At 50.0% G+C, this 20,813-nt stretch carries 21 protein-coding genes and 1 tRNA gene; 3 read left to right on the top strand and 19 right to left on the bottom strand.

The window, feature by feature from the left end; translation table 11 throughout:
• Positions 1-42 precede the first annotated feature (42 nt).
• The 8 genes from ACMP1L_RS03195 to ACMP1L_RS03160 form a co-directional block, all read right to left on the bottom strand.
• A complete protein-coding gene (locus ACMP1L_RS03195; protein WP_118733344.1) occupies positions 43-306 on the bottom strand; it encodes an HPr family phosphocarrier protein in 264 nt (87 codons plus the stop codon).
• A 16-nt stretch (positions 307-322) separates the two neighbouring features.
• Entirely contained in the window at positions 323-1,681 is a 1,359-nt protein-coding gene (locus ACMP1L_RS03190) for a CdaR family protein (protein WP_418451994.1), read from the bottom strand.
• A complete protein-coding gene (gene cdaA / locus ACMP1L_RS03185) occupies positions 1,659-2,555 on the bottom strand; it encodes a diadenylate cyclase CdaA (protein ID WP_177303317.1) in 897 nt (298 codons plus the stop codon). The genes ACMP1L_RS03190 and cdaA overlap by 23 nt, the downstream gene beginning before the upstream one ends.
• 90 nt (positions 2,556-2,645) lie before the next feature.
• Entirely contained in the window at positions 2,646-3,620 is a 975-nt protein-coding gene (locus ACMP1L_RS03180; protein ID WP_177303316.1) for an ABC transporter permease, read from the bottom strand.
• Positions 3,598-4,044 (bottom strand): hypothetical protein, encoded by a 447-nt coding sequence (locus tag ACMP1L_RS03175; RefSeq protein WP_177303315.1) that lies wholly within the window; start codon positions 4,042-4,044, stop codon positions 3,598-3,600. The genes ACMP1L_RS03180 and ACMP1L_RS03175 overlap by 23 nt, the downstream gene beginning before the upstream one ends.
• Positions 4,045-4,218: 174 nt before the next feature.
• Positions 4,219-5,673 carry an IMP dehydrogenase gene (guaB, locus tag ACMP1L_RS03170; protein WP_418451993.1) on the bottom strand — a complete coding sequence of 485 codons (1,455 nt, stop codon included), beginning with the start codon at positions 5,671-5,673 and terminating at the stop codon, positions 4,219-4,221.
• Positions 5,674-6,052: 379 nt separating this feature from the next.
• A complete protein-coding gene (groL, locus tag ACMP1L_RS03165; RefSeq protein WP_418451992.1) occupies positions 6,053-7,675 on the bottom strand; it encodes a chaperonin GroEL in 1,623 nt (540 codons plus the stop codon).
• Positions 7,676-7,719: 44 nt separating this feature from the next.
• Positions 7,720-8,004, bottom strand: a complete 285-nt coding sequence (locus ACMP1L_RS03160) for a co-chaperone GroES (protein ID WP_118733338.1) — start codon at positions 8,002-8,004, stop codon at positions 7,720-7,722.
• 282 nt (positions 8,005-8,286) lie between these two features.
• Here ACMP1L_RS03160 and ACMP1L_RS03155 point away from each other — a divergent pair, with 282 nt between their 5' ends.
• Positions 8,287-8,898: a hypothetical protein gene (locus ACMP1L_RS03155; RefSeq protein ID WP_418451991.1), complete on the top strand. Its 612-nt coding sequence runs from the start codon at positions 8,287-8,289 to the stop codon at positions 8,896-8,898.
• 61 nt (positions 8,899-8,959) lie between these two features.
• On the opposite strand, the gene pdxR is transcribed toward ACMP1L_RS03155, so the two are convergent.
• Both pdxR and ACMP1L_RS03145 read right to left on the bottom strand, forming a co-directional pair.
• Complete coding sequence (gene pdxR / locus ACMP1L_RS03150) at positions 8,960-10,384, bottom strand: MocR-like pyridoxine biosynthesis transcription factor PdxR (RefSeq protein WP_418451990.1); 1,425 nt, start codon at positions 10,382-10,384, stop codon at positions 8,960-8,962.
• Positions 10,385-10,408: 24 nt separating this feature from the next.
• Positions 10,409-12,106 (bottom strand): glutamine--tRNA ligase/YqeY domain fusion protein, encoded by a 1,698-nt coding sequence (locus ACMP1L_RS03145; protein WP_118733335.1) that lies wholly within the window; start codon positions 12,104-12,106, stop codon positions 10,409-10,411.
• Between the two features lie 174 nt (positions 12,107-12,280).
• On the opposite strand from ACMP1L_RS03145, the gene ACMP1L_RS03140 reads away from it, so the two are divergent.
• Positions 12,281-12,353 (top strand) — tRNA-Thr (locus ACMP1L_RS03140).
• Positions 12,354-12,468: 115 nt separating this feature from the next.
• On the opposite strand, the gene ACMP1L_RS03135 is transcribed toward ACMP1L_RS03140, so the two are convergent.
• The 3 genes from ACMP1L_RS03135 to ACMP1L_RS03125 all read right to left on the bottom strand — a co-directional run bounded on the left by ACMP1L_RS03135 (position 12,469) and on the right by ACMP1L_RS03125 (position 15,650).
• The gene (locus ACMP1L_RS03135; protein WP_418451989.1) at positions 12,469-13,122 is read right to left on the bottom strand and encodes an adenylate/guanylate cyclase domain-containing protein; all 654 of its coding nucleotides are present in this window, start codon (positions 13,120-13,122) and stop codon (positions 12,469-12,471) included.
• A 143-nt stretch (positions 13,123-13,265) separates the two neighbouring features.
• Positions 13,266-14,732: an HD domain-containing phosphohydrolase gene (locus tag ACMP1L_RS03130; protein ID WP_418451988.1), complete on the bottom strand. Its 1,467-nt coding sequence runs from the start codon at positions 14,730-14,732 to the stop codon at positions 13,266-13,268.
• A 63-nt stretch (positions 14,733-14,795) separates the two neighbouring features.
• The gene (locus ACMP1L_RS03125; RefSeq protein WP_418451987.1) at positions 14,796-15,650 is read right to left on the bottom strand and encodes an MBL fold metallo-hydrolase; all 855 of its coding nucleotides are present in this window, start codon (positions 15,648-15,650) and stop codon (positions 14,796-14,798) included.
• A gap of 156 nt (positions 15,651-15,806) precedes the next feature.
• Between ACMP1L_RS03125 and ACMP1L_RS03120 the strand changes: the two genes are divergently transcribed.
• On the top strand, positions 15,807-16,775 hold the full coding sequence (locus ACMP1L_RS03120) for a DUF4397 domain-containing protein (protein ID WP_418451986.1): 969 nt from the start codon (positions 15,807-15,809) through the stop codon (positions 16,773-16,775).
• Positions 16,776-16,915: 140 nt separating this feature from the next.
• Here the strand turns inward: ACMP1L_RS03120 and ACMP1L_RS03115 are convergent, their stop codons facing one another.
• The 6 genes from ACMP1L_RS03115 to ACMP1L_RS03090 all read right to left on the bottom strand — a co-directional run bounded on the left by ACMP1L_RS03115 (position 16,916) and on the right by ACMP1L_RS03090 (position 20,792).
• Entirely contained in the window at positions 16,916-18,013 is a 1,098-nt protein-coding gene (locus ACMP1L_RS03115; protein ID WP_475544513.1) for a type IV pilus twitching motility protein PilT, read from the bottom strand.
• On the bottom strand, positions 17,998-18,423 hold the full coding sequence (locus ACMP1L_RS03110) for a short-chain dehydrogenase (protein WP_177303307.1): 426 nt from the start codon (positions 18,421-18,423) through the stop codon (positions 17,998-18,000). The genes ACMP1L_RS03115 and ACMP1L_RS03110 overlap by 16 nt, the downstream gene beginning before the upstream one ends.
• Before the next feature lie 85 nt (positions 18,424-18,508).
• Positions 18,509-18,907, bottom strand: a complete 399-nt coding sequence (locus ACMP1L_RS03105; RefSeq protein ID WP_177303306.1) for a hypothetical protein — start codon at positions 18,905-18,907, stop codon at positions 18,509-18,511.
• The gene (locus tag ACMP1L_RS03100; protein ID WP_118733352.1) at positions 18,904-19,365 is read right to left on the bottom strand and encodes a DUF4860 domain-containing protein; all 462 of its coding nucleotides are present in this window, start codon (positions 19,363-19,365) and stop codon (positions 18,904-18,906) included. Before ACMP1L_RS03100 ends, ACMP1L_RS03105 begins: the two co-directional genes overlap by 4 nt.
• Positions 19,366-19,384: 19 nt before the next feature.
• Positions 19,385-19,735, bottom strand: a complete 351-nt coding sequence (locus ACMP1L_RS03095) for a hypothetical protein (RefSeq protein WP_118733329.1) — start codon at positions 19,733-19,735, stop codon at positions 19,385-19,387.
• Positions 19,736-19,748: 13 nt separating this feature from the next.
• Positions 19,749-20,792 carry a type II secretion system F family protein gene (locus tag ACMP1L_RS03090; RefSeq protein ID WP_418451985.1) on the bottom strand — a complete coding sequence of 348 codons (1,044 nt, stop codon included), beginning with the start codon at positions 20,790-20,792 and terminating at the stop codon, positions 19,749-19,751.
• Between the last annotated feature and the right edge of the window lie 21 nt (positions 20,793-20,813).

The raw sequence follows: 20,813 nt of genomic DNA, 5'->3' as shown, positions 1-20,813 counted from the left end.
CCGCAGAACCAAATCTGCGGATCGCATCATTTTGATGTTCTTTTACTCCCCAAGACCGCTTTCGATCACACCAATGACCCCATCCAGGGCTTCCTGTTCATCCGGTCCGTCACAAATAAACTCCACCTCATCACCGCACTTGATGCAGGCACCCAGCACGCTGAGCACACTTTTCGCGTTAGATGTGGTGTTACCGGAATGAAATTTGATTGATGATTTGTACTTGATGGCTTCATTACATAATACCCCGGTCGGGCGAAGATGAAGTCCTGATACATTTTTGATAACAATTTTTCTGCTAACCATGTTATCCCTCTTTCTGTCAGCCGGCGTTTGCGCCGCTCGTCTCTGTGTCTTGTATTTTTGTATTGCTGTTTTCAGCAGCAGAATCTTCCTCATCTGCCTCTTCCTTATCTGCCGTTGTCTGCTCCAACTGGGCAGCAGGACCTCCCGCTGTCACTTCCACGCTGAATGCAGAAACCGACAGGAGTTTAAAGTTTTTGCCGAGACCACCCATATTCAGGGTGCCGGTATAGGTTCCCAGCTGCATGCCGGACAAATTCACCGTTGCCTTTAAGTCTGCCGGCTTGAGTGTGTTCAGATCTTCCTTCAATCCCTGAAGCTTCACTTCAATCCGCGCCGGAGACAGATGGTAATGATAATAATCTGCACCATTCTCCATGGAAATATCCGGCTCTCCCAGAGTTATGATCCTGGTGGTAAGCTGTTCGACCTTCAAACGAATGGTCACATTTGCATCATCTGTATTGGCCAGATTTACATCCTCCGGAAGATAATCGTTTAAATTAACGGTCACCACCTTATCCTGCGTTGCCCCGGCTACACTAAGTACCGAAGACGGTATCGTGATCTTATTAACGGATGCCAGGCTGTTCTTAAGCCCAAACACGGAAACACTCTTGATACTGCACTCCACACCCGTATACTGATAACCGGAAGCTGCTGTTCCTGTTACCTCGAAATCAAGCGGCAGATTCTTCACCTTGCTGACCTCCAGGCTGTACTGAATCTCTGCAGGACTTACGCGTACCCGGTCACTGACTGTAATCTCATTGCCGTTGGCATCATAAAATACCGGCTCAGCCGTTCCGTCTGTTCCACTTTCCAGTCCATTCACATTCAATTCGATCCCGACATGATTGATCAGGCCTACCTGAGAGGTTGGTCCCTCCACCATAACATGATCCGGAGTCAGGATTGCCTTATTGATCGCGTAATCCTCTGCCAGATTTCCGTAGGTATTCATGATCAGCGAAAACTGTTTGCTCTGCAGCTCTTCTGTCTGAATACGCACTACGCCCGGACGGCTCTCTGCGTTAGATATCAGTTCCTTGTTATTCAGTACTTCGATTTTGACCTGTACCGATCCGGTCACATCGTAAAGCTCAGCCAGATCTACATAGGCACGGAAATCGGAGGAACGGATCTTATATGCATCTTTGACGCGAACATCAAAATATACGGTCACCGTGTCTTTTCCGCCCAGTTCATAGGTTCTTCCTGCTTTGGTCAGCACCTGCTCGTTCACAATCTCCAGCGGGACCTCCTTGCTTCCGGTCACCTCCGGGTTTGAGACATTCACAACGACCAGCCACATAAAAAACGCCAGAAAACAGGAAAGAATCTTCAGTCCAAGATTATTTATCAGCTTTTCTTTCATTTCTGCGCTTTCCCTTCCAGATCTTTAACAGTGTTCCATTGGTTTCTTCCTGAGCTTCAGCCACTGCCAGTGCTTTTCGCAGCTCGTCTGCTGTCGCAACCTTTCTCAGTCCACCCTTTTCCACTACGGAAACTCGTCCGGTCTCCTCCGAAACTACTACAGTGATGCTGTCTGTCACCTCGCTGATACCGACTGCTGCACGGTGTCTGGTTCCCAGATCTTTGCTGATGGTCATATTGTCAGACAATGGCAGATAACAGGTTGCTGCCGTCACGCGGTTGCCGCGAATCACGACCGCACCATCATGAAGCGGAGTGTTATGTTCAAAAATATTGATCAGGAGCTGGCTGCTTACCAGTCCATTGATCTCAATGCCGGTACGTTCAATCTCTTTTAAGGAAACATTGCGCTCAATCACCATCAGGGCCCCCGTCTTTACCTTGGCCATCTCAAAGGTAGCCTTGACGATCTCATTGACCGTGCGGTCAGAAAAGCCCTGATTTTCCCGGTTGTCATCAAACGAAAACAGCTCAGAAATCAGATTCCGGCTTCCAAGCTGCTCCAGCGCCTTGCGCAGCTCCGGCTGGAATATGATCACCAGCGCCGTTACCGCGATACCGCCGGTTCTTCCAAGGATCCAGAGGATCGTGTCCCAGTGAAAGATTGCTGCCGCCACTGCAAACGCCATGATCATGGCAATGCCGCGCAGCAGATACCAGGCCTTGGTACTCTTGATCCATAAAAGCGCATAATAAACCAGGATCGTCAGGATGATGATCTCGGTAACATTTGAAAATGTAATTCTTGGCAAAAAGGAAATCCAGGAGCACATGCCCTGAAAAACCATCTCCAAATCCTGGAAAATGCCAGTCATACCTGGTCCTCTCTTTCTTAACTATATCCTCATCGTGTTCTGCCCACGACTCTGCGACAGTCCGCTGCGGCACTGCTGTATGCCGCCTGCCTACCTGCGCTCCTTGTAGTTTTCTGTTCCCCGGTCATGTCTGCCGCGCACGGGGTTGTTGATGCGCTGTACTTTTACATCTGTACGCGTAACTGCTACCTTGGGAACTGCTTTTACATAGTATACGTAATCATCATCCTCATATTGTACGTATTCTGTACGCGTGTAATCCACTGTGAACACAAAGAAATGATACAGCAGTGCCACCGCCAGGGAAAGCAGTGCTCCGATCAGAAGCTGCAGTACCGGCATGGATACATGAAACAGGAAATCTCCCACAAAGACTGCTGCCAGCTGTGCGATGGTTCCGGTCACAATGGCGATCTCCCATGCGTAATCCAGTGACATGTTGTGAAGCAGATACACGCAGAGGATCCCGACTGCGCACACCATGATCATGAGCATCATCTCCTGATTCAGCAGAAGATTTCGGATGATCTGCACAAATTTCTGGGTAATATCCACCGAGGTATCATTTGTCAGCAGGCCGGCATTCTGCTTGACATAGGAAATGATGAATGCGATCACCACTCCGCTTCCTACCGGTATCACAGTAAGAAGGCTTCCGGACAATCCTGCCAGAAGAGGCACTGCGAATGGGATTTTCAGTAAAAATGCCACAGGCGTCAGCACCAGCCAGAAGCTGTCCCCCGGCTGGAATCCGTAATACAGCAGGATCAGAATGATCAAGATGACTGCCGTAATAAGCGCAGTCTCCATAGATACGGCATAAATGTGCGCCAGCATGACTGCTCCCAGCATACACCCGATCGCACCATAGGGAAGAAACGCACTGAAAAGTGCCACCACTGCCATGGCCACGGGACCGGTAAGTTCTGTTTGGTAACCAATATTGCCATTCAGCAATGCCATAGCCACGAAGCTGTATATAAATTTGATAACACCGTTGACCGGTGTCGCGTATTTTCCGTAAAATGATTTCAGCCGTTCTTTAAGTACGAGAAATATCATCATAGCGGCTGCCCTCCTTTGTCAGTTCTCTGGTACGGTTCTGGACATCGTACCGTTTTTCCAGTCTTTTCAGCTTTGCAATATAAACCCGCATGCTGCGCCGTGCATATTCATAGCGCCTGCTGCTGACAAACCAGGTTATGATCAGATACAGGATCAGACCTGTCACATACAAAACAGCACCGGTTCTGACTGCAGCGATCACTGCATCCAGTTCCATCACATTCAGAAGCTGTTCCATGTTGGAAAGCACCCACATCATGGCACATAAAATGAAGCAGACCGTATAGGCAAAAAACGAGCGGAGCATCCGGCCGCTGATATAATCACTGCGGAAGTAGCGGCTTGCCGGAAAGATATGTTTCCTCTCATGTTTTTCAAACATGGCAATGCTTGTCATCAGTCTGATCTTGTCTTCATTCAGCATAAAGTCATTCTCCATCTTCTATCAAAACATAGTAACTTAGATTTTACCATAATTTTTCTGTCAATGCCACCATTCCATCTAGTTTTTTTCTGTATTTTCAGTATAACACAAAAATACCGCCATGTAAAACACGGCGGTATTCTGGTTCTTCATCTTGACTTGTAATTAACGATTTTATTCATCCACACTGTAGTTCGGAGCCTCTTTGGTGATGTGGATGTCATGCGGATGGCTCTCTTTCAGGGATGCTGCGGAAATCTTTACGAAACGTCCGGTCTCCTGTAAGGTCTGGATGTCTTTTGCTCCACAGTAGCCCATACCGGAACGGAGTCCACCAAGCATCTGGAATACGGTATCCTCTACCATGCCCTTGTATGCAACACGGCCCTCAACGCCTTCCGGAACCAGCTTCTTTGCATCAGACTGGAAATAGCGGTCCTTGCTGCCGTTCTCCATTGCTGCAATAGAGCCCATGCCACGGTATACTTTGTACTTTCTGCCCTGATACAGCTCGAAAGTTCCCGGGCTCTCGTCACATCCGGCAAACATGCTTCCCATCATGCAGACATTACCTCCAGCCGCAATGGCCTTTGTGATATCTCCGGAGTACTTAATACCGCCATCTGCGATGATCGGAATACCGTGCTCTTTTGCGACTGCATAACAGTCCATAACTGCAGTGATCTGCGGAACACCAATACCTGCAACCACACGGGTAGTACAGATTGAGCCAGGTCCGATACCAACCTTGACAGCATCCACGCCAGCCTCGATGAGAGCTTTGGTTGCTTCGCCGGTTGCTACATTACCTGCGATAACCTGCAGATCCGGATAAGCCTCCTTGATCATTCTGACACAGCGCAGTACATTCTCAGAATGTCCGTGAGCAGAATCGAGAACAACCACATCCACATGAGCCTTAACCAGTGCGCTGACACGTTCTAAAACATTTGCAGTAATACCAACGGCCGCGCCGCAGAGCAGGCGTCCCTGTTCGTCCTTTGCAGACAGCGGATATTTGATCTGTTTCTCGATATCCTTGATGGTGATAAGTCCCTTTAAATTGAAATCATCATCTACGATCGGAAGCTTCTCGACTCTTGCCTTTGCAAGAATGCGTTTTGCTTCGGTAAGGGTGATTCCCTCTTTCGCGGTAACCAGATGCTCAGAAGTCATACACTCCTTGATCTTTTTCGAGAAATCCTCCTCGAATTTCAAGTCACGGTTCGTGATAATACCAACCAGCTTGCGTCCCTCTGTGATCGGCACACCGGAGATGCGGAACTTTGCCATAAGCTCGTCTGCGTCTTTTAAGGTATGCTCCGGGGAGAGGAAAAACGGATCTGTGATGACACCATTCTCTGAACGTTTTACCTTATCTACTTCCTCTGCCTGTGCTTCAATTGACATGTTCTTGTGAATGATACCAATACCGCCCTGACGCGCCATGGCAATTGCCATACGGTGTTCTGTAACGGTATCCATACCCGCACTCATAAGTGGAATGTTCAGTTTGATTTTCTTGGTCAGATAGGTGGTTAAATCTACCTGATTCGGAATAACCTGTGAATAAGCCGGCACCAGGAGCACATCGTCAAACGTAATGCCCTCACCAATAATTGTACCCATTATTCGTTTCCTCTCTTTCTTTAGTTTTATGTTCATAAAGATTCCATGGCAATCGCATTTTTATTATTAGCTCAGCTAATATTTCATCGCTGTGGAATCTATTTGACTTATTAATTGCATATTGTAGCAAATTTCTGTCCGCTTGTCAAATACTTCTGCGAGGAAATTGTCCGCGTATATTTTTAGGCAAAAAAAGCAGGCGAAACCACCCCGATTGGAGTGATTCGCCTGTGCGTTTGTTGGATATTTCTTGCCAAAGATCCACTCGTGAACCCCGCGCTGACGCGCTCCATGTCTGCTGACGCAGACGGTTCACTCGTTAGTGGCGCATGAAAAATAAATGTCTGCTTCGCAGCCGCTTATTTTTCCTTTGCGCTCACTACATCATTCCGCCCATACCGCCGCCTGCCGGCATAGCCGGAGTCTCTTCCTTAATGTTAGCTACTACAGACTCAGTAGTCAGAAGGGTGGATGCCACGCTGGTTGCGTTCTGCAGTGCGCTTCTGGTTACCTTAGCCGGATCAAGGATACCGGCCTTTATCATGTCTACATACTCTTCCTTGTACGCATCAAAGCCAAAACCTACCGGAGACTCTTTTACCTTGTTAATGATAACAGAGCCCTCAAGACCTGCGTTTGCGGAGATATGGAACAGCGGAGCTTCCAGAGCTTTCAGGATAATCTTACCGCCGGTCTTCTCATCGCCCTCAAGAGCGTCTACTACAGACTTGATCTCCTGGGTTACATGTACATATGCAGAACCGCCGCCTGCGATGATACCTTCCTCAACTGCTGCTCTTGCTGCAGACAGCGCATCCTCCATACGGAGCTTTGCTTCCTTCATCTCAGTCTCGGTTGCAGCGCCAACGCGGATAACAGCTACACCGCCTGCCAGCTTTGCAAGACGCTCCTGCAGTTTTTCTTTATCGAACTCAGAAGTGGTCTCTGCGATCTGAGCACGGATCTGGGCAACTCTTGCAGCAATCTCTTCCTTGTTGCCGCAGCCGTCAACGATGATGGTGTTCTCCTTCTGTACTTTAACAGATTTCGCACGACCAAGCTGTTCCATGGTGGTATCTTTCAGTTCCAGACCAAGCTCCTCGGAGATAACAGTACCGCCGGTCAGGATAGCCAGGTCTTTTAACATCTCTTTTCTTCTGTCGCCATAGCCCGGTGCTTTCACACCCACAACAGTGAAGGTTCCTCTTAACTTGTTGACGATCAGGGTAGTCAGAGCCTCGCCCTCGATATCCTCTGCCACGATCAGCAGCTTGGAACCGGACTGTACAATCTGCTCCAGAATCGGAAGGATCTCCTGAATGTTGGAAATCTTCTTATCGGTAATCAGGATGTACGGGTCATCCAGATTTGCTTCCATCTTGTCCATATCGGTGCACATATAAGCGGACACATAACCACGGTCGAACTGCATACCTTCTACGAGGTCAAGCTCAGTCTTCATGGTCTTGGACTCCTCAATGGTGATAACGCCGTCCTTGGAAACCTTCTCCATAGCGTCTGCTACCATCTCGCCGACTTCATCGTCTGCTGCGGAAATAGATGCAACACGCGCGATGCTATCACGGCCGGAGATTGGCTGGCTCATCTTTGCGATTGCCTCAACAGCAGCCTCGGTTGCTTTCTTCATGCCCTTTCTTAATACGATCGGGTTAGCGCCTGCTGCCAGGTTCTTCATGCCTTCGTTGATCATAGCCTGAGCCAGAACGGTTGCGGTCGTGGTACCATCACCAGCTACATCGTTGGTCTTGGTAGCTACTTCCTTTACCAGCTGTGCACCCATGTTTTCAAATGGGTCTTCCAGCTCGATCTCTTTCGCGATGGTCACACCATCATTGGTGATGAGCGGAGCACCGAAAGACTTGTCAAGAACTACGTTTCTTCCTTTCGGTCCAAGGGTCACACGAACAGTATCTGCTAACTGATTTACGCCTGCTTCCAGAGCTTTTCTGGCTTCAACGCCATATTTAATCTGCTTTGCCATGATTCAAAATCCTCCAGTTTCTATCAATAATATATAGATATATCTTACTCGATTACTGCCAGAATATCATTCTGCTTTACAACAACGTACTTCTCATCATCAACCTCTACTTCGGTTCCGGAGTACTTGGAGTAGATAACCTTGTCACCTGCTTTTACCTGCATGGTGATCTCTTTTCCGTCAACCACACCGCCAGGTCCTACTGCTACAACCTCTGCCTGCTGCGGTTTCTCTTTTGCCTGGCCCGGAAGCACGATACCAGATTTGGTAGTCTCCTCTGCCACAAGCTGTTTTAATACAACCCGATCAAATAACGGTACTAATTTCATGGATAACTCCTCCTTACATCGAATCTATTTTTGTTGCGATCCACATATTGTGAACGAACGCTTTTCTTTTCGGGGACTCTTAAACCCCCTCTCTGATGTACATTACCATTTATAGCACGTGTTGTTAGCACTGTCAAGAGTTGAGTGCTAATTTTATCGAATTTTTATAACTTTCCCCTTTCTTTTTTATTCTCTTCGTATTAGAATTACTTTTATAAAGAATATTCGTAACTGGAGAGAAATGGAACCGGAACGAATGTTCAAAGAAAGGAGTACAGGGGTATGGCAAAAAAAGCTTTTGGAAAACTGGCAGCCCTCTTAACCATTGCAGGAGCTGCTGCAGCCGGCATTTCTTACCTGACGAAATACCGGTCTTTTAACAAGGAGCTGGATGAAGATTTCCACGATTTTGAGGATGAGGACGAAACCGAAGTGCCGGACAGTACCATGAGCCGCAACTATGTTTCCCTCCATGCAGATAAGGACGAGTTCCTGGTAGCCGCAGGCGACATGATGAACGCCGCCAAGGATGCTGCCAGTGCCGCAAAAAACATGGTAAAGGATGCTGCTGCTATCGTGGCCGATAACACCCGCGAGGCTGTCAGTGTTGCCAGAGACGGTGCGCAGAAAGCTGCCGCTTCAGCAGAAGATACCGTAGAAAAGGCTGAAAGCGCTGCTGAGGACGCTGTGATCAAAACTGCTGACGCCATGGAAAGTGCGGTGGAAGCCGTCTCCGATACCATGGAAGAAACCGCTGCAAAGCTGGAAGCCGCTGCTGATCAGGCAGAAGAGATTACTGTTGATGAGGAACCTGATGAAGAACCGGCTGAGAAACAGCCTGTTTCCGGCGAAGAGGTCTCTGCTACAACAGTCAGCGAAGACACAGAGGCTTAACATCATGCATAACGCAAGAAGCAGGACATGGAGTTTTCTTACTCTCCATATCCTGCTTCTTTTACATTTCTGAAAAATCTGCGTTCTGAATCCCCCAGCATGTTTTGAGAAGGTGTATGCCGTCTACGATCTGCTCCTCGCTCAGGCTTGCATACCCAAGCACCACAGTCGACGGGCGGTGGTTGTGTTCCGGGTGAATGAAATAGCTGTTCAGACCATAGACCCTGACTCCTGCTTCTGCCGCTTTCCGGATCAGTGCTTCCTCCGGCACGCCGTTTCTGGATGTCAGCAGAATATGAAGACCTGCATGCTCTCCACGTATCTCAAACTGTTTTCGCAGCGGTTCCACCTGCTCCAGCAAAAGATCATGCTTGGTTTTGTAGATCGCACGCATCCGGTTTAAATGCCGTTCAAAATGTCCTCCTGATAAAAACTGATACAAAATGTTCTGATCAATGCGTGACACCGTAGAAGCATAGAAAGAAGTCTGGCTGCGGTAACGGACTAAAAGTGAAAGCGGCAGTACCAGATAGCTGACACGGATAGCCGGCGCAATGCATTTGGAAAACGTGCCAAGATAAATCACCCTGCCATTCCGGTCCATGCCCTGAAGCGCCGGAATCGGCTTTCCGCGATACCGGAATTCACTGTCGTAATCATCCTCTATAATATAACGGTCCGGCGCCTCCTGGGCCCACTTTAAGAGCTCCTGTCTCCGCCCGACCGGCATAACGATTCCCGTCGGGAACTGATGAGATGGCATCACATAGGCCACATTTGCCCCGCATTCAGCCAAAAGCTCCGGCTCCATGCCATTTGCGTCCATCTCCACCGGGCAGACCTCATAGCCCAGGCTCTGGAAGACCCGGTAGGCCTGTTTGTAGGTCGGGTTTTCCATGGCGATCACGTGTCTTCCTTCGAGGATCTGGGACAGCAGCATCAGCAGATACTCACTTCCCGCACCTACAATAATCTGCTCCGGGCTGCAGTTGACACCGCGTGCCGAATGCAGATAGCTGCGTATTGCCTCCCGAAAGCCAGGTTCTCCCTGGTGATTTCCGGAATGAAACATCTCTTTGTTATCATCTACCAGAGTATTCCGGCTCAGCTTTCTCCACACATGGTATGGAAAGCTGTCCAGGTCAATGCCCCGCGGCGAAAAATCGACGCGCCAACCGGCATCCGGCTCTACGGTAGTCTCCATCTCGCCGGTGCCGGTTGCTCCGGTCTCCACCAGTTCCTCCAGATGACTGACAAAATAGCCGCGGCACGGCCGGGCTTCCATGTATCCCTCGGCAAGCAGCTGGTCATAGGCCATCTGCGTTGTGCTGCGGCTGACTTTCAAATGCTCCGCCAGCACCCGCGTGGATGGAAGCCGTTCCCCTGCTTTTAAGGAACCGTTTCGGATCTCCGCGCGGATGTGGGAGTATATCTGTTCATACAGTGGTTTTTTTGACCGGGAATCAAGCGGAATCAACAGTTCCATAATCCTATCCCCTAATCCAATCGATTATTTCTGAATCTTAAAGGAGCTCTTTAAGGAAACGATACGGTTAAACACCGGCTCGCCCGGCTTGCTGTCCTTGCAGTCCGCACAGAAGAAGCCATTGCGGACAAACTGGAAACTGTCATAAGCCTTTGCCTCTGCAAGAGCCGGCTCAACATAACAATTCTTTAAGATAGTCAGAGAGTTCGGGTTTAAGTTGAGGCTTCCATCCTCGTTTAACTTGCCCTTTTCCTCATCTACAATATTCTCATACAGGCGCACCTCAACCTGCTTTGCAGTCTCGGCTGCAACCCAGTGGATGGTGCCCTTTACCTTACGCTCACAGAAGCCGGAACCGCTCTTGGTAGCCGGATCGTAGGTTGCGTGTACGACCGTGATATTGCCGTTCTCATCCTTCTCAAAGCCTGTACAGGTTACAAAGTACGCACTCATAAGACGAACCTCATTGCCCGGGAACAGACGGAAGTATTTGCGCGGCGGTTCCTCCATAAAGTCCTCACGCTCAATATAGAGCTCTCTGCCGAACGGAACCATGCGGGAGCCAAGCTCCGGATTCTCCAGATTGTTCGGAACCTCGAGCATCTCTGTCTGGCCTTCCGGATAGTTGTCGATGACCAGCTTCACCGGATCCAGGATTGCCATCATGCGGGCCTTCTTTAATTTCAGATCCTCACGGATACAGTACTCCAGCATAGCATAGTCAACTGAGCTGTTTGCCTTGGATACGCCAACCAGGTCTACAAATTTGCGGATCGCTTCCGGAGTGTAGCCCCGTCTGCGCAGCGCAGCAATGGAAACCAGACGCGGATCATCCCAGCCGTCTACAATGCCGTCTTCAACAAGCTTCTTGATGTAACGCTTACCGGTGATCACGTTTGTCAGGTACAGCTTTGCAAACTCAATCTGACGCGGCGGATTCTCAAACTCACACTCGCGTACCACCCAGTCGTACAGCGGACGGTGGTCCTCAAACTCCAGGGTACAGATGGAATGGGTAATATGCTCAATGGCATCCTCGATCGGATGGGCAAAGTCATACATCGGGTAAATGCACCATGCATCGCCGGTGTTGTGGTGTGTCATACGGGCTACACGGTAGATGACCGGGTCTCTCATGTTGATATTCGGAGAAGCCATATCAATCTTGGCACGAAGCACCTTCTCACCATCCTGATACTTGCCCTCTTTCATTTCCTCAAAAAGCTTTAAGTTCTCCTCGATGCTGCGGTTGCGGTACGGGCTTTCCTTACCCGGGGTGGTGAAATCACCGCGATATTCCCGGATCTGATCCGCAGTCAGGTCACAGACGAAGGCTTTTCCTTTCTTTATAAGAAGAACCGCGCACTCGTACATCTGCTGGAAGTAGTTGGATGCGAAGAACAGTCTGTCTTCAAAGTCTGCGCCCAGCCACTTGACATCCGCCATGATAGACTCGACAAACTCGGTTTTTTCCTTGGTCGGGTTGGTATCATCAAATCTTAAGTTGAACTTGCCGCCGTATTTCTGGGCAAGACCGTAGTTTAATAAAATGGACTTTGCATGTCCGATATGCAGATAACCGTTCGGCTCCGGCGGGAAACGGGTCTGAACGTGATCGTAAACACCCTCCGCCAGATCTTTATCGATCTCCTGCTCAATAAAGTTCTTGGAAACAACATCTTTCTCTTCCGCTGTCTCTAAAACTTCTTTTTCTTTTTCCATCGTGAAGTCCTCCATACTGTTTGCGGGCGTCTTGCTTTATGCCGCATGATAATAACTTATCATAACACATTTCCCTGAAATGGGAAAGGGGGTAAATGGGTTCCAAATTTTTTTCATTTTTTTCAAAAATACTGTTGACATTCCGCAAATCCCATGCTATATTATACGAGGTTCGCTGCTGTGGCTCAGTCGGTAGAGCGTCGCATTGGTAGTGCGGAGGTCACGGGTCCGATTCCCGTCAGCAGCTCTCAAGAAGTCGAAGATCTTTGAAGTCAAAGATTTTCGACTTTTTTGTTTTTTTAAAAAAGGCTCTTATGCTGATTTTTATAAAATCTTTTTGCATAAGAGCCTTTTTCTCTTCCCTATTCCAGGATCTCATCCATCGTCAGGATTTCCATATCTGATTTTCCCTTCAGCTTAATACTGGTTCCCAGGGATGTTACACGGATACGTCCTTCCAGACAGTCTGCTACCTCGCGGGATATGAAAATCGTACGTGCCGGGGCATTTGCCTCCAGACGTGCCGAGGTATTGACCGTATCTCCGATGGCCGTGTAATCCATACGCTGCGGAGAACCGATATTTCCAACCACCGCATCTCCTACATGAACCCCGATGCCAAAGGATACGGTTCGCCCGTATTTTTCCATCAAGACTTTGGAAAGCTCATCGGAGCCCTGGCGCATATCTTCTGCCGCCCGGACAGCCTTCATCACATAGTCTTCCTGCGGAAGCGGAGCTCCCCAGAATGCCATGGCTGCATCGCCGATGAATTTGTCCAGTGTTCCTCCGTTTCGCATAATACAGTCCGCGATCAGAGTCAGATACTGATTTAAGATCTCTACCACCTCGGAAGGTATTAGTTTCTCAGACATGGTAGTAAAGCCGCGGATATCCACAAATAACACGGCAATGTTTACGACTCTCCCGCCTACCATCAGAGCCTCCGGATTGCCGCTGTCTAAAATCTCCTGCACGATCTGCGGTGCCACATACTTTTTGAACGTACTGGTCACCCGGTGCTTTTCGAGAGCTGCTATGATATAGCTACAAGTTTTCTATTTTTTTCGCGACAGATAATCCTCTATCTGCCCAACTATTGATATTAGCATAAAACAGCTGTAACATCAAATTATATTTTTCATTTTAAGTAACACTATCAGTCCTTTTCCCAACAGCGGCTTTTCCTAAACAGCCGGGTCAGCTCCGGATCCAGCTTTCCTTCTTTGTCTGCCATAATATCCAGGATTCCAAGTGCCTTTTCCACGGGCATGCCAGGCTTGTACGGCCGGTCATCTGCCACCAGCGCATCAAATATATCCAGGATCGTGATGATGCGCACCTCCATCGGGATCTGTTCTGCCATCAAATGCTTCGGATAACCGCTTCCGTTTAAAAGCTCGTGATGACTGACCGCCCATTCCCTTACATGGGACAGCTCTTTGGAGAAACGGATCTCAGAAAGCAGCTTGTCGGTGATGACCACATGACTTTCCATGACAGCACGTTCTTTTTCCGACAAAGTTCCCTTGCGGATCATAAGCATCTGAAATTCTTCCTCCTCAAGCCACGGCTTTTCGCTGCCATCCTCTTCCGTATAGGTTTTCTCACGGATTCGGCAGATCTCCTCCCGCAGATCGTCCGGGCAAAATCCGGCTGTATTGGCACGAAGAATGGTGTCCCCGGCCTGTTTTAATTCTTCCAGCCGCTTTTCCAGGGTTTCTCCGGAAATAGCTCCTTTTAAGCATGCAATCTGTGCCAGCAGGCGCATCTTCTCAAAGCGGTGCAGGATTTCGGACTTCTGCTCCGGCAGCAGTCTCGCCTCTTTATTCATGACCTCCAGCGGGATTACCAGCTTTCCGATATCGTGCAGCCAGACACTCATAAGAAGCTCGTGCCTGTGTTCCGCGTCAAACCATGGTTCCCTGCCCTCTGCTTTCGCCGTTTCATTGAGATGATCAATAAAATGACGTCCGTATTCCACCATATGGCGTGTATGACTTGCATTGTAAGGGGTTCTTTCGTCAACCGCGGAGGACATGACACGTACGAAGGATTCGAACAGCTCCTTGATGTTCTCAATATAAAGAACATTCTGAATGGTAATGGCTGCCTGGGAGGCTACAGATTCCACCGCCGGAATGATATCTGCCGGAAAAGCGCAGACATTCCCCGCTGCATCCATAGCGTTGATGAGCTGGATCACACCTAGACGCTCTCCCTGGCGGTTATGCATGGGAACTACCAGCATGGACTGGGTGTGATATCCGGTCATGGCATCATAACGGACCGGACCGGAGAAATCGTACTCCGTGGAGGTCCGCACATTTTCAATGCAGACAGTCCTGTTTTCCAGATAACACATGGCACAGACATTTTCCCTGCTCATCCTGACCGGAGGAAGATTTGGCTCCTTTCCATCCCCTCCCTCATAGGTGTGCATGGTATTGTTGCGCATGATCTTGAATCGCAGCACATCCCCGTCTGCCAGATAAAGAGTTCCGGCATCGGCATGGGTCAGTTCCATGATCCGGTTTAAGATCATCTCCAGCAGCCGGTTATAATCCTTTTCCGAAGAAATGGCTGTGCCGATCTCCAAAATGCTTTGCATTTCCTTTTGCGTCATAAGTAGCTCCTTCCGATTTTCAATTCAGGCTATTCTCCAAACCGTATTTTCGTCTTTCTATTGTCATCTGTCATTGCCATGTACCCTGAGAGCCATGCCTTCCCGCGCAAACAGACAGGCCGGATCCTGCGCCAGTGACATTTTCTCCTGCTCTCGCAGAAATGTATCCCGATAGCTCCGTTCATAATGCATGAAAAGCGCCTGCTGCGCTCCGCTTGCCTGACGCAGCTTCCGGCATCGTTCGATGGAACCATGTCCCCATCCCTGCCTGAGCATAAGCTCCGCCTCCGTGTAGCAGGCATCACAGATCAGCAGGTCACAGGCTGCGGCAAACTCTTTCAGCTTCTGAAGCATCGCATCGGTCAGCTCGCAGTCAAGCCCGTACACGACGCTGGCTGGCTCCGGCCCTTGCGTTGCCTCCTCCAGCCGGTATAAGATGCTCCCGCCCGGATGTACGCCACGGAGTGTCTGCACCCGGATCTGATCCTCCAGCAAAAATACATCTCCCGCCTGAATTTCATGAAACCGGACCAGAGCCGGAAGCTGATCTAACGGAAGCGGCCAGTAAGGCGGTCCAAACATCCGGCAGAGGCATTCTTTCAGACCTTTCTCTCCAAAACGTTCCCCATAAATATGGACTTCCATCTGCGGATCAAAAAGGAAGGAACAGCCATACAGCCCCATCAGATGATCCATATGGAAATGACTGAGCAGAAGATCCAGACGTCTGCGCTTTCCTTCTATCTGCCGCTTAAAGCTCCGGTCAAAATTTCCGATCCCGGTTCCGGCATCCAGGATCACCGTTTTGTCTTTTGTATGGACTGTCACGCAGGAGGTATTTCCCCCATATTCCTGATATTCCGGACCACATTCCGGCCCGGACCCGCGAACTCCCCAGACTCTCACCTGAAGTCCCATATCCGTTCTCCCTTCTGCCTTTCATACCGGCTTTCCATCCATATTCTTTCATTATAATCCATGATCCGTCCCAATGGAAGCCCGAAAACTTTATATTTTCCGGCACCGTGGGGCCTGCCGTTTCATACAGTACAGTAAAAAGCAATGAGGCGCAATATGGCTGAAAATGATACACATTACAATGGAACTTCTGATATAAGTGACAACGATGCGGCGGCTCCGCTTCCGGAGCTGGAAGAAGAAAAGGCAGTCTATCCAGACGATGCGGCAAACATCCCTGTGGCTCCGCTTCCGGATCCCGGTGAGGGCGGACCGGTCTATCCGGGAAACAGCACCCCTGGAGCCATCGGCGGAAACTGGGACTGGGACAATAACGGCAACAACCACTGGGGACATCACGGAAACAGCTGGGGCAACAGCTTCCTGCCTCTTACTCCCACGAACCCCGCAATTTCCCCGCGTTATTACGGACAGGTGCGGTTCTTAAATGCCTCCACCAACAGCTTTGCCGTCAACATCACCATTGATGGTACTGCGTATGCCATCAATTCCCGCTTCGGCACCATCTCGAACTATGACTGGATCTCAGATGGTTTCCATACGGTTACCGTTCGCCGTGCCTCCGGCATGCGTTCCGTGCTTCTTCGGCAGAACTTTCCGTTTACCGCTGGCAAAAAGGTAACTATGGTTCTGGTAGATTCTGCCTCCGGCGGTCTGGAAATGGTTCAGATTTCCGACACCGGCTGTAATACCCGTGCCTACAATACCGGCTGCTACCGCTTCGCCAACATGACCTACAGTGGCTCTCGGTATGATCTGCTGCTTTACGGCGGCGAAACCATATTCCGGAACGTGGCCTTCCAGACCGTTACCCCATATAAGCAGGCCATGGCCGGTACCTACCAGTTCTACGTAACAAGCTCAGGCAATTACTCCTTCCTGCGCGAGATTCCGATCATAGTCATTGGCTTTGGCGGCTCCGGCACCATTGCCGGAAACAATCAGGCAGAGGCACTGCTCTCCGCACAGATTGAAATTGTAGCCGGCCAGAATTATACCTCGTATCTGATCGGGAACACCTGGTCCGATATCGGTCTGCGGCTGCTGACCGTTGAGGATTCCTGATTTTTTTCACAAAAGAATGTGCCTTGGCACATCCTCGCGGAGCGTTTTTATATGATAGGACGTAATTTCCTATCATATGAAAAAGGCGCTCTGGCAGCAAATCACACTGCCAGAACGCCTTTTTCGCATTCTGTCTTCTATTATAGCCTTGCCAGCTTCTTTTCCATCAGCTCACCGTTGCTGCTGTAAATAACAGCATTTTCCCTGCTGATCTTTCCATCCTTAAACAGCTTTATGAGGCTGTTGTCCATGGTGATCATGCCTTCCTCCTGGGAGGTAGCGATGATATTGTCGATCTGGTGGATCTTGGACTCACGGATCAGGTTTCGGATCGCATTGTTAAAGAACATAACCTCAAAGGCAGGGACCACACCGCCCTCCACCTTCGGGATCAGCTGCTGGGAAACCACGGCCTGCATGACCATGGAGAGCTGTGCCCGCACCTGTTCCTGCTGTGCCGGCGGGAAACTGTCAATGATTCGGTCTATGGTGTTGGCCGCGCCGACTGTGTGCAGGGTAGAAATGACCAGATGACCGGTCTCTGCCGCAGTCAGTGCTGTCTTGATCGTTTCTTCATCGCGCATCTCACCAACCAGAATAACATCCGGTGCCTGACGGAGCGCTGCGCGAAGACCCGTCACGTAGCTTTCGGTATCCAGGCCGATCTCTCGCTGGGTAACAACACTCTGATTATGCCGGTGCAGGTACTCGATCGGATCCTCCAGCGTGATCACATGCACGTTGCGTGTCTTATTGATCTGGTCAATGATACAGGCCAACGTGGTACTCTTACCGCTTCCCGCAGGTCCCGTTACCAGAACAAAGCCCTTCGTCATACGGGAAATATCGATCACCACCTGAGGGATGTTCAGATTGCGAAAATCCGGCAAGTCAAATGTGATCACACGGATGATTGCAGCCAGAGAACCTCTCTGACGGAATACATTGACACGGAAACGAGAAACGCCCGGAAGTGCCATTGCAAAGTCATCGTCACCGCATTCCACAACATGATCCATGCTGCGGTTATTTGCCAGTGCGTAAATTTCCCGCACCATCTCTTCAATTTCTTTCGGAAAAATCTTTTCGTCACTCTGATACATGATCTTTCCGCCCACCTTCCAGGAAAGCGGCATGCCTGGGATCAGGAATATATCTGCCGCACCCTGTTCTACTGCATTGCGCAGTACATCTTCTGTAAACAAAGGCACTCCCTCCTGCTTTAATTGCCACTCCATACCGGAATGGACTGATCGATCTCATAGTCTTCCTGGTGATATACCTTCCAGGAAAGCACCTGATACGTTTTCTGTTCCCAGTCCAGCGCCAGTTCTACCCGGAGCGCCTGGCCTGCATTCATGGCCACATCGGTACAATAGGTGCCGGAAGCACTCTGCAGATATGGCATAAGACTGTCTTTGTCGCCCTTTAAGAGCGCCTGGTCTGCCAGCTGTAAAAATGCCTCTCCCGCTGCATCCGCGCGGTAGTATTCCTGCACCGAATCTGCGCTTCTGCGGGAAAGTGCGTCCTCCCGCTTTGCGTTGCCAAGGGACAATACACTGAATGTCACCAGGCAAAGCACAATAAAGATCAGGATCAGACTGGAACTTCCGATATTCGCTTTTCTTCTGATTTCCTGTTTTGCCATCTGTCTCATCCTCCGGATGTTTCCTGTGATCCTCCACCTGCTGTCCGGCCCGGTTCCTTGTTTTTCCCATTTGGCGTCCGCCTGGCTATGGTCTCACATATTTCGCTGCTTCCAGCACAAACAGTTCTTCGCCGCGTTCTCCGGCTTCCCGGATCACAATCTGAAGCTTTTGCATACCGGTATCCTGCACGGACTCTGTCAGGACACCCGTATAGACCGCCGCAGCAGGGTCTTGTGTCTCTTCCCAGTCTGCATTCCAGTAGCGGTCCTGCTTCCCATCCATGCGCTCATCTGAAAGCTTCCAGAGCTCTGTCTCCGACTGTGCCGCGCTGACAGCATGGTCACGCTCCCAGGCCAGACGGCTCATCCGGTCTGATTTTGCAAATGCAAGAATGCAGGTAGATGCGCAGAGCATAAAGAAAAATACGACTACCATCATTTCCATCAGGAAAATGCCGGAGCCGGAACCACTTCGTCTGTTCATTGCCCTGTCACCATCCTTCCGCTGCGCAGTGACAGCGTCAGGCTTGCGCCCCCTGTCCCAAGCGTTGTCACATGAAGCAGCCTGCCCTCCTGCGTTATCGTAAGGCCATCGCACTCGAGGATCTCAAGTCCGTCCGCCAGCCCAAGCCCGCTGTCTTCACAGGTAAACAGTTCCCGGATACTGCCTTCATAATAGTAGATCCAGGTAATGTAATCACCGCCCTCTATGGTTTCACGGATTTCAAGAACCGACTGTCCGTCTTCCGTTTTTACAGCCACTGCCTTATCCGCATCACCCTGGCGTACTTTGTTGGCCACATACTGGAGTGCTACACTGCCCGTGTAGGTCTGATCCATGCGGCTGCTGATATTTTCGTATACCTTGCTGCCTGCAAGCACCGTAAACAGCGCACACATAATGAAGACCAGAAACAGCAGCATGGTAAAGAGCACACTCATGGTCTGCCCGTCATTCCGATTACGGCTGCCATTCACTGTCTTCACCTCCTTTAGCAGGGATCACGGTGATATCCGGCATGATATTGGAAGCAAAACCACTGTAGAACACATTGTAGCGTTCCCGGTCGATCTGGATTCCATAATGCTCCTCCAGGTATTCCACGCTCGGCGGATAACGTCCTTCAATCGCATAACACTGTACAGAAGCCTGGCGGATCGCCTTGATCAGGGTATCAGAGCCCTCTGACCTTGCACGGCCCAGGAAGGAAAACACGCCGTTCACAAACAGGCCCATGACCGCGCCGAACACAATCACCGAGGCAATGCATCCGGCCAGGAACCGCTTATCCCATTTTTTTTTCATGTTCATCCCTCCGTCAGTCTCAGCCTACCCCCGCCAGGATTCCTGCCAGCGGAAGCATAACAGAAAGAAGGATCAGCCCGACTGCCACTGCCAGGACTGCCACCAGAGTAGGTTCCAGTCTTGCCACCATAGCATCAATGGAAGCATCTGCCTGCTGTTCATAGTCATCTGAAATTTCCTGCAGCACTTCGTCCATCTTACCGCTTCGCACACCTACTTTGATAAGCTGGATATGAAAGCTGCTGAACAGTCCGGATTCCTTCATGGCCTCATAATAGCCCTCACCCAGCTGCAGCTTTTCGCTGCAGACATCGATTTTTTCTGCCACCTTGCCATTGTCTACCAGCTCTCTTGCCAGCTCCATACCTTTATCCAGTTCCATACCGCTGCGAATGGTCAGTGCAAGCACTGCGGTGAAACGGCGGCCTGCAGCTGCCAGCGCTGTCTTGCTGTTTCGTTTCAGCCTCTCCATAAGCTTGTGGGCAATCGTCAATTCTTTTCCTGCGCCGGCCGCGATTGCCGCGATCAGGACTGCCACTGCCAGAAGTACAAACACCACCAGAGCTGCACCGCTTAAAATACCGCCAAGCCTGGAGGCCGCCTGGGAAAGCGGAGACATCTGTACACCAAGCTGTGCGTATACCTGCTCAAAAACCGGCATCACACGGGTGAACAGGACAAACAGTACAATCAGAAGCATGCCGACCATCATCACCGGATAGGTAATGGCATTGCGGATATTTTTCATCATGTAATATTCTTTTTCATAATAATCTGCCAGGGACTCCATCATCTGGTCCAGGGTACCACTCTGCTGTCCCAGCTTTGCCATGCGCACCACGTAGGGCGGAAATGCGCCGGTACGTTCCAGGGATTCAAAGAACGGATCCCCCAGCTCCACATCCTCACCCATGGTGTGAAGAAGCTTCTTTTCCTCTTCCGTCGGGGCATCCTCTGCCATCAGATAGAGCCCATCATCTAACGGGACTGCGGCCTTCAGCAGAATAGATATCTGAAGACAGAATGCCGACAGTTCCCGTCCGGAATAAACTTTCGCTGCCATCGTTCACTCCCCCTCTGTGTA

The sequence above is a fragment of the Ventrimonas sp. genome, from assembly GCF_048380235.1.
In the GTDB taxonomy this organism is placed as follows: domain Bacteria; phylum Bacillota; class Clostridia; order Lachnospirales; family Lachnospiraceae; genus Brotaphodocola.
This window is presented reverse-complemented; position numbering and strand designations above follow the sequence as displayed.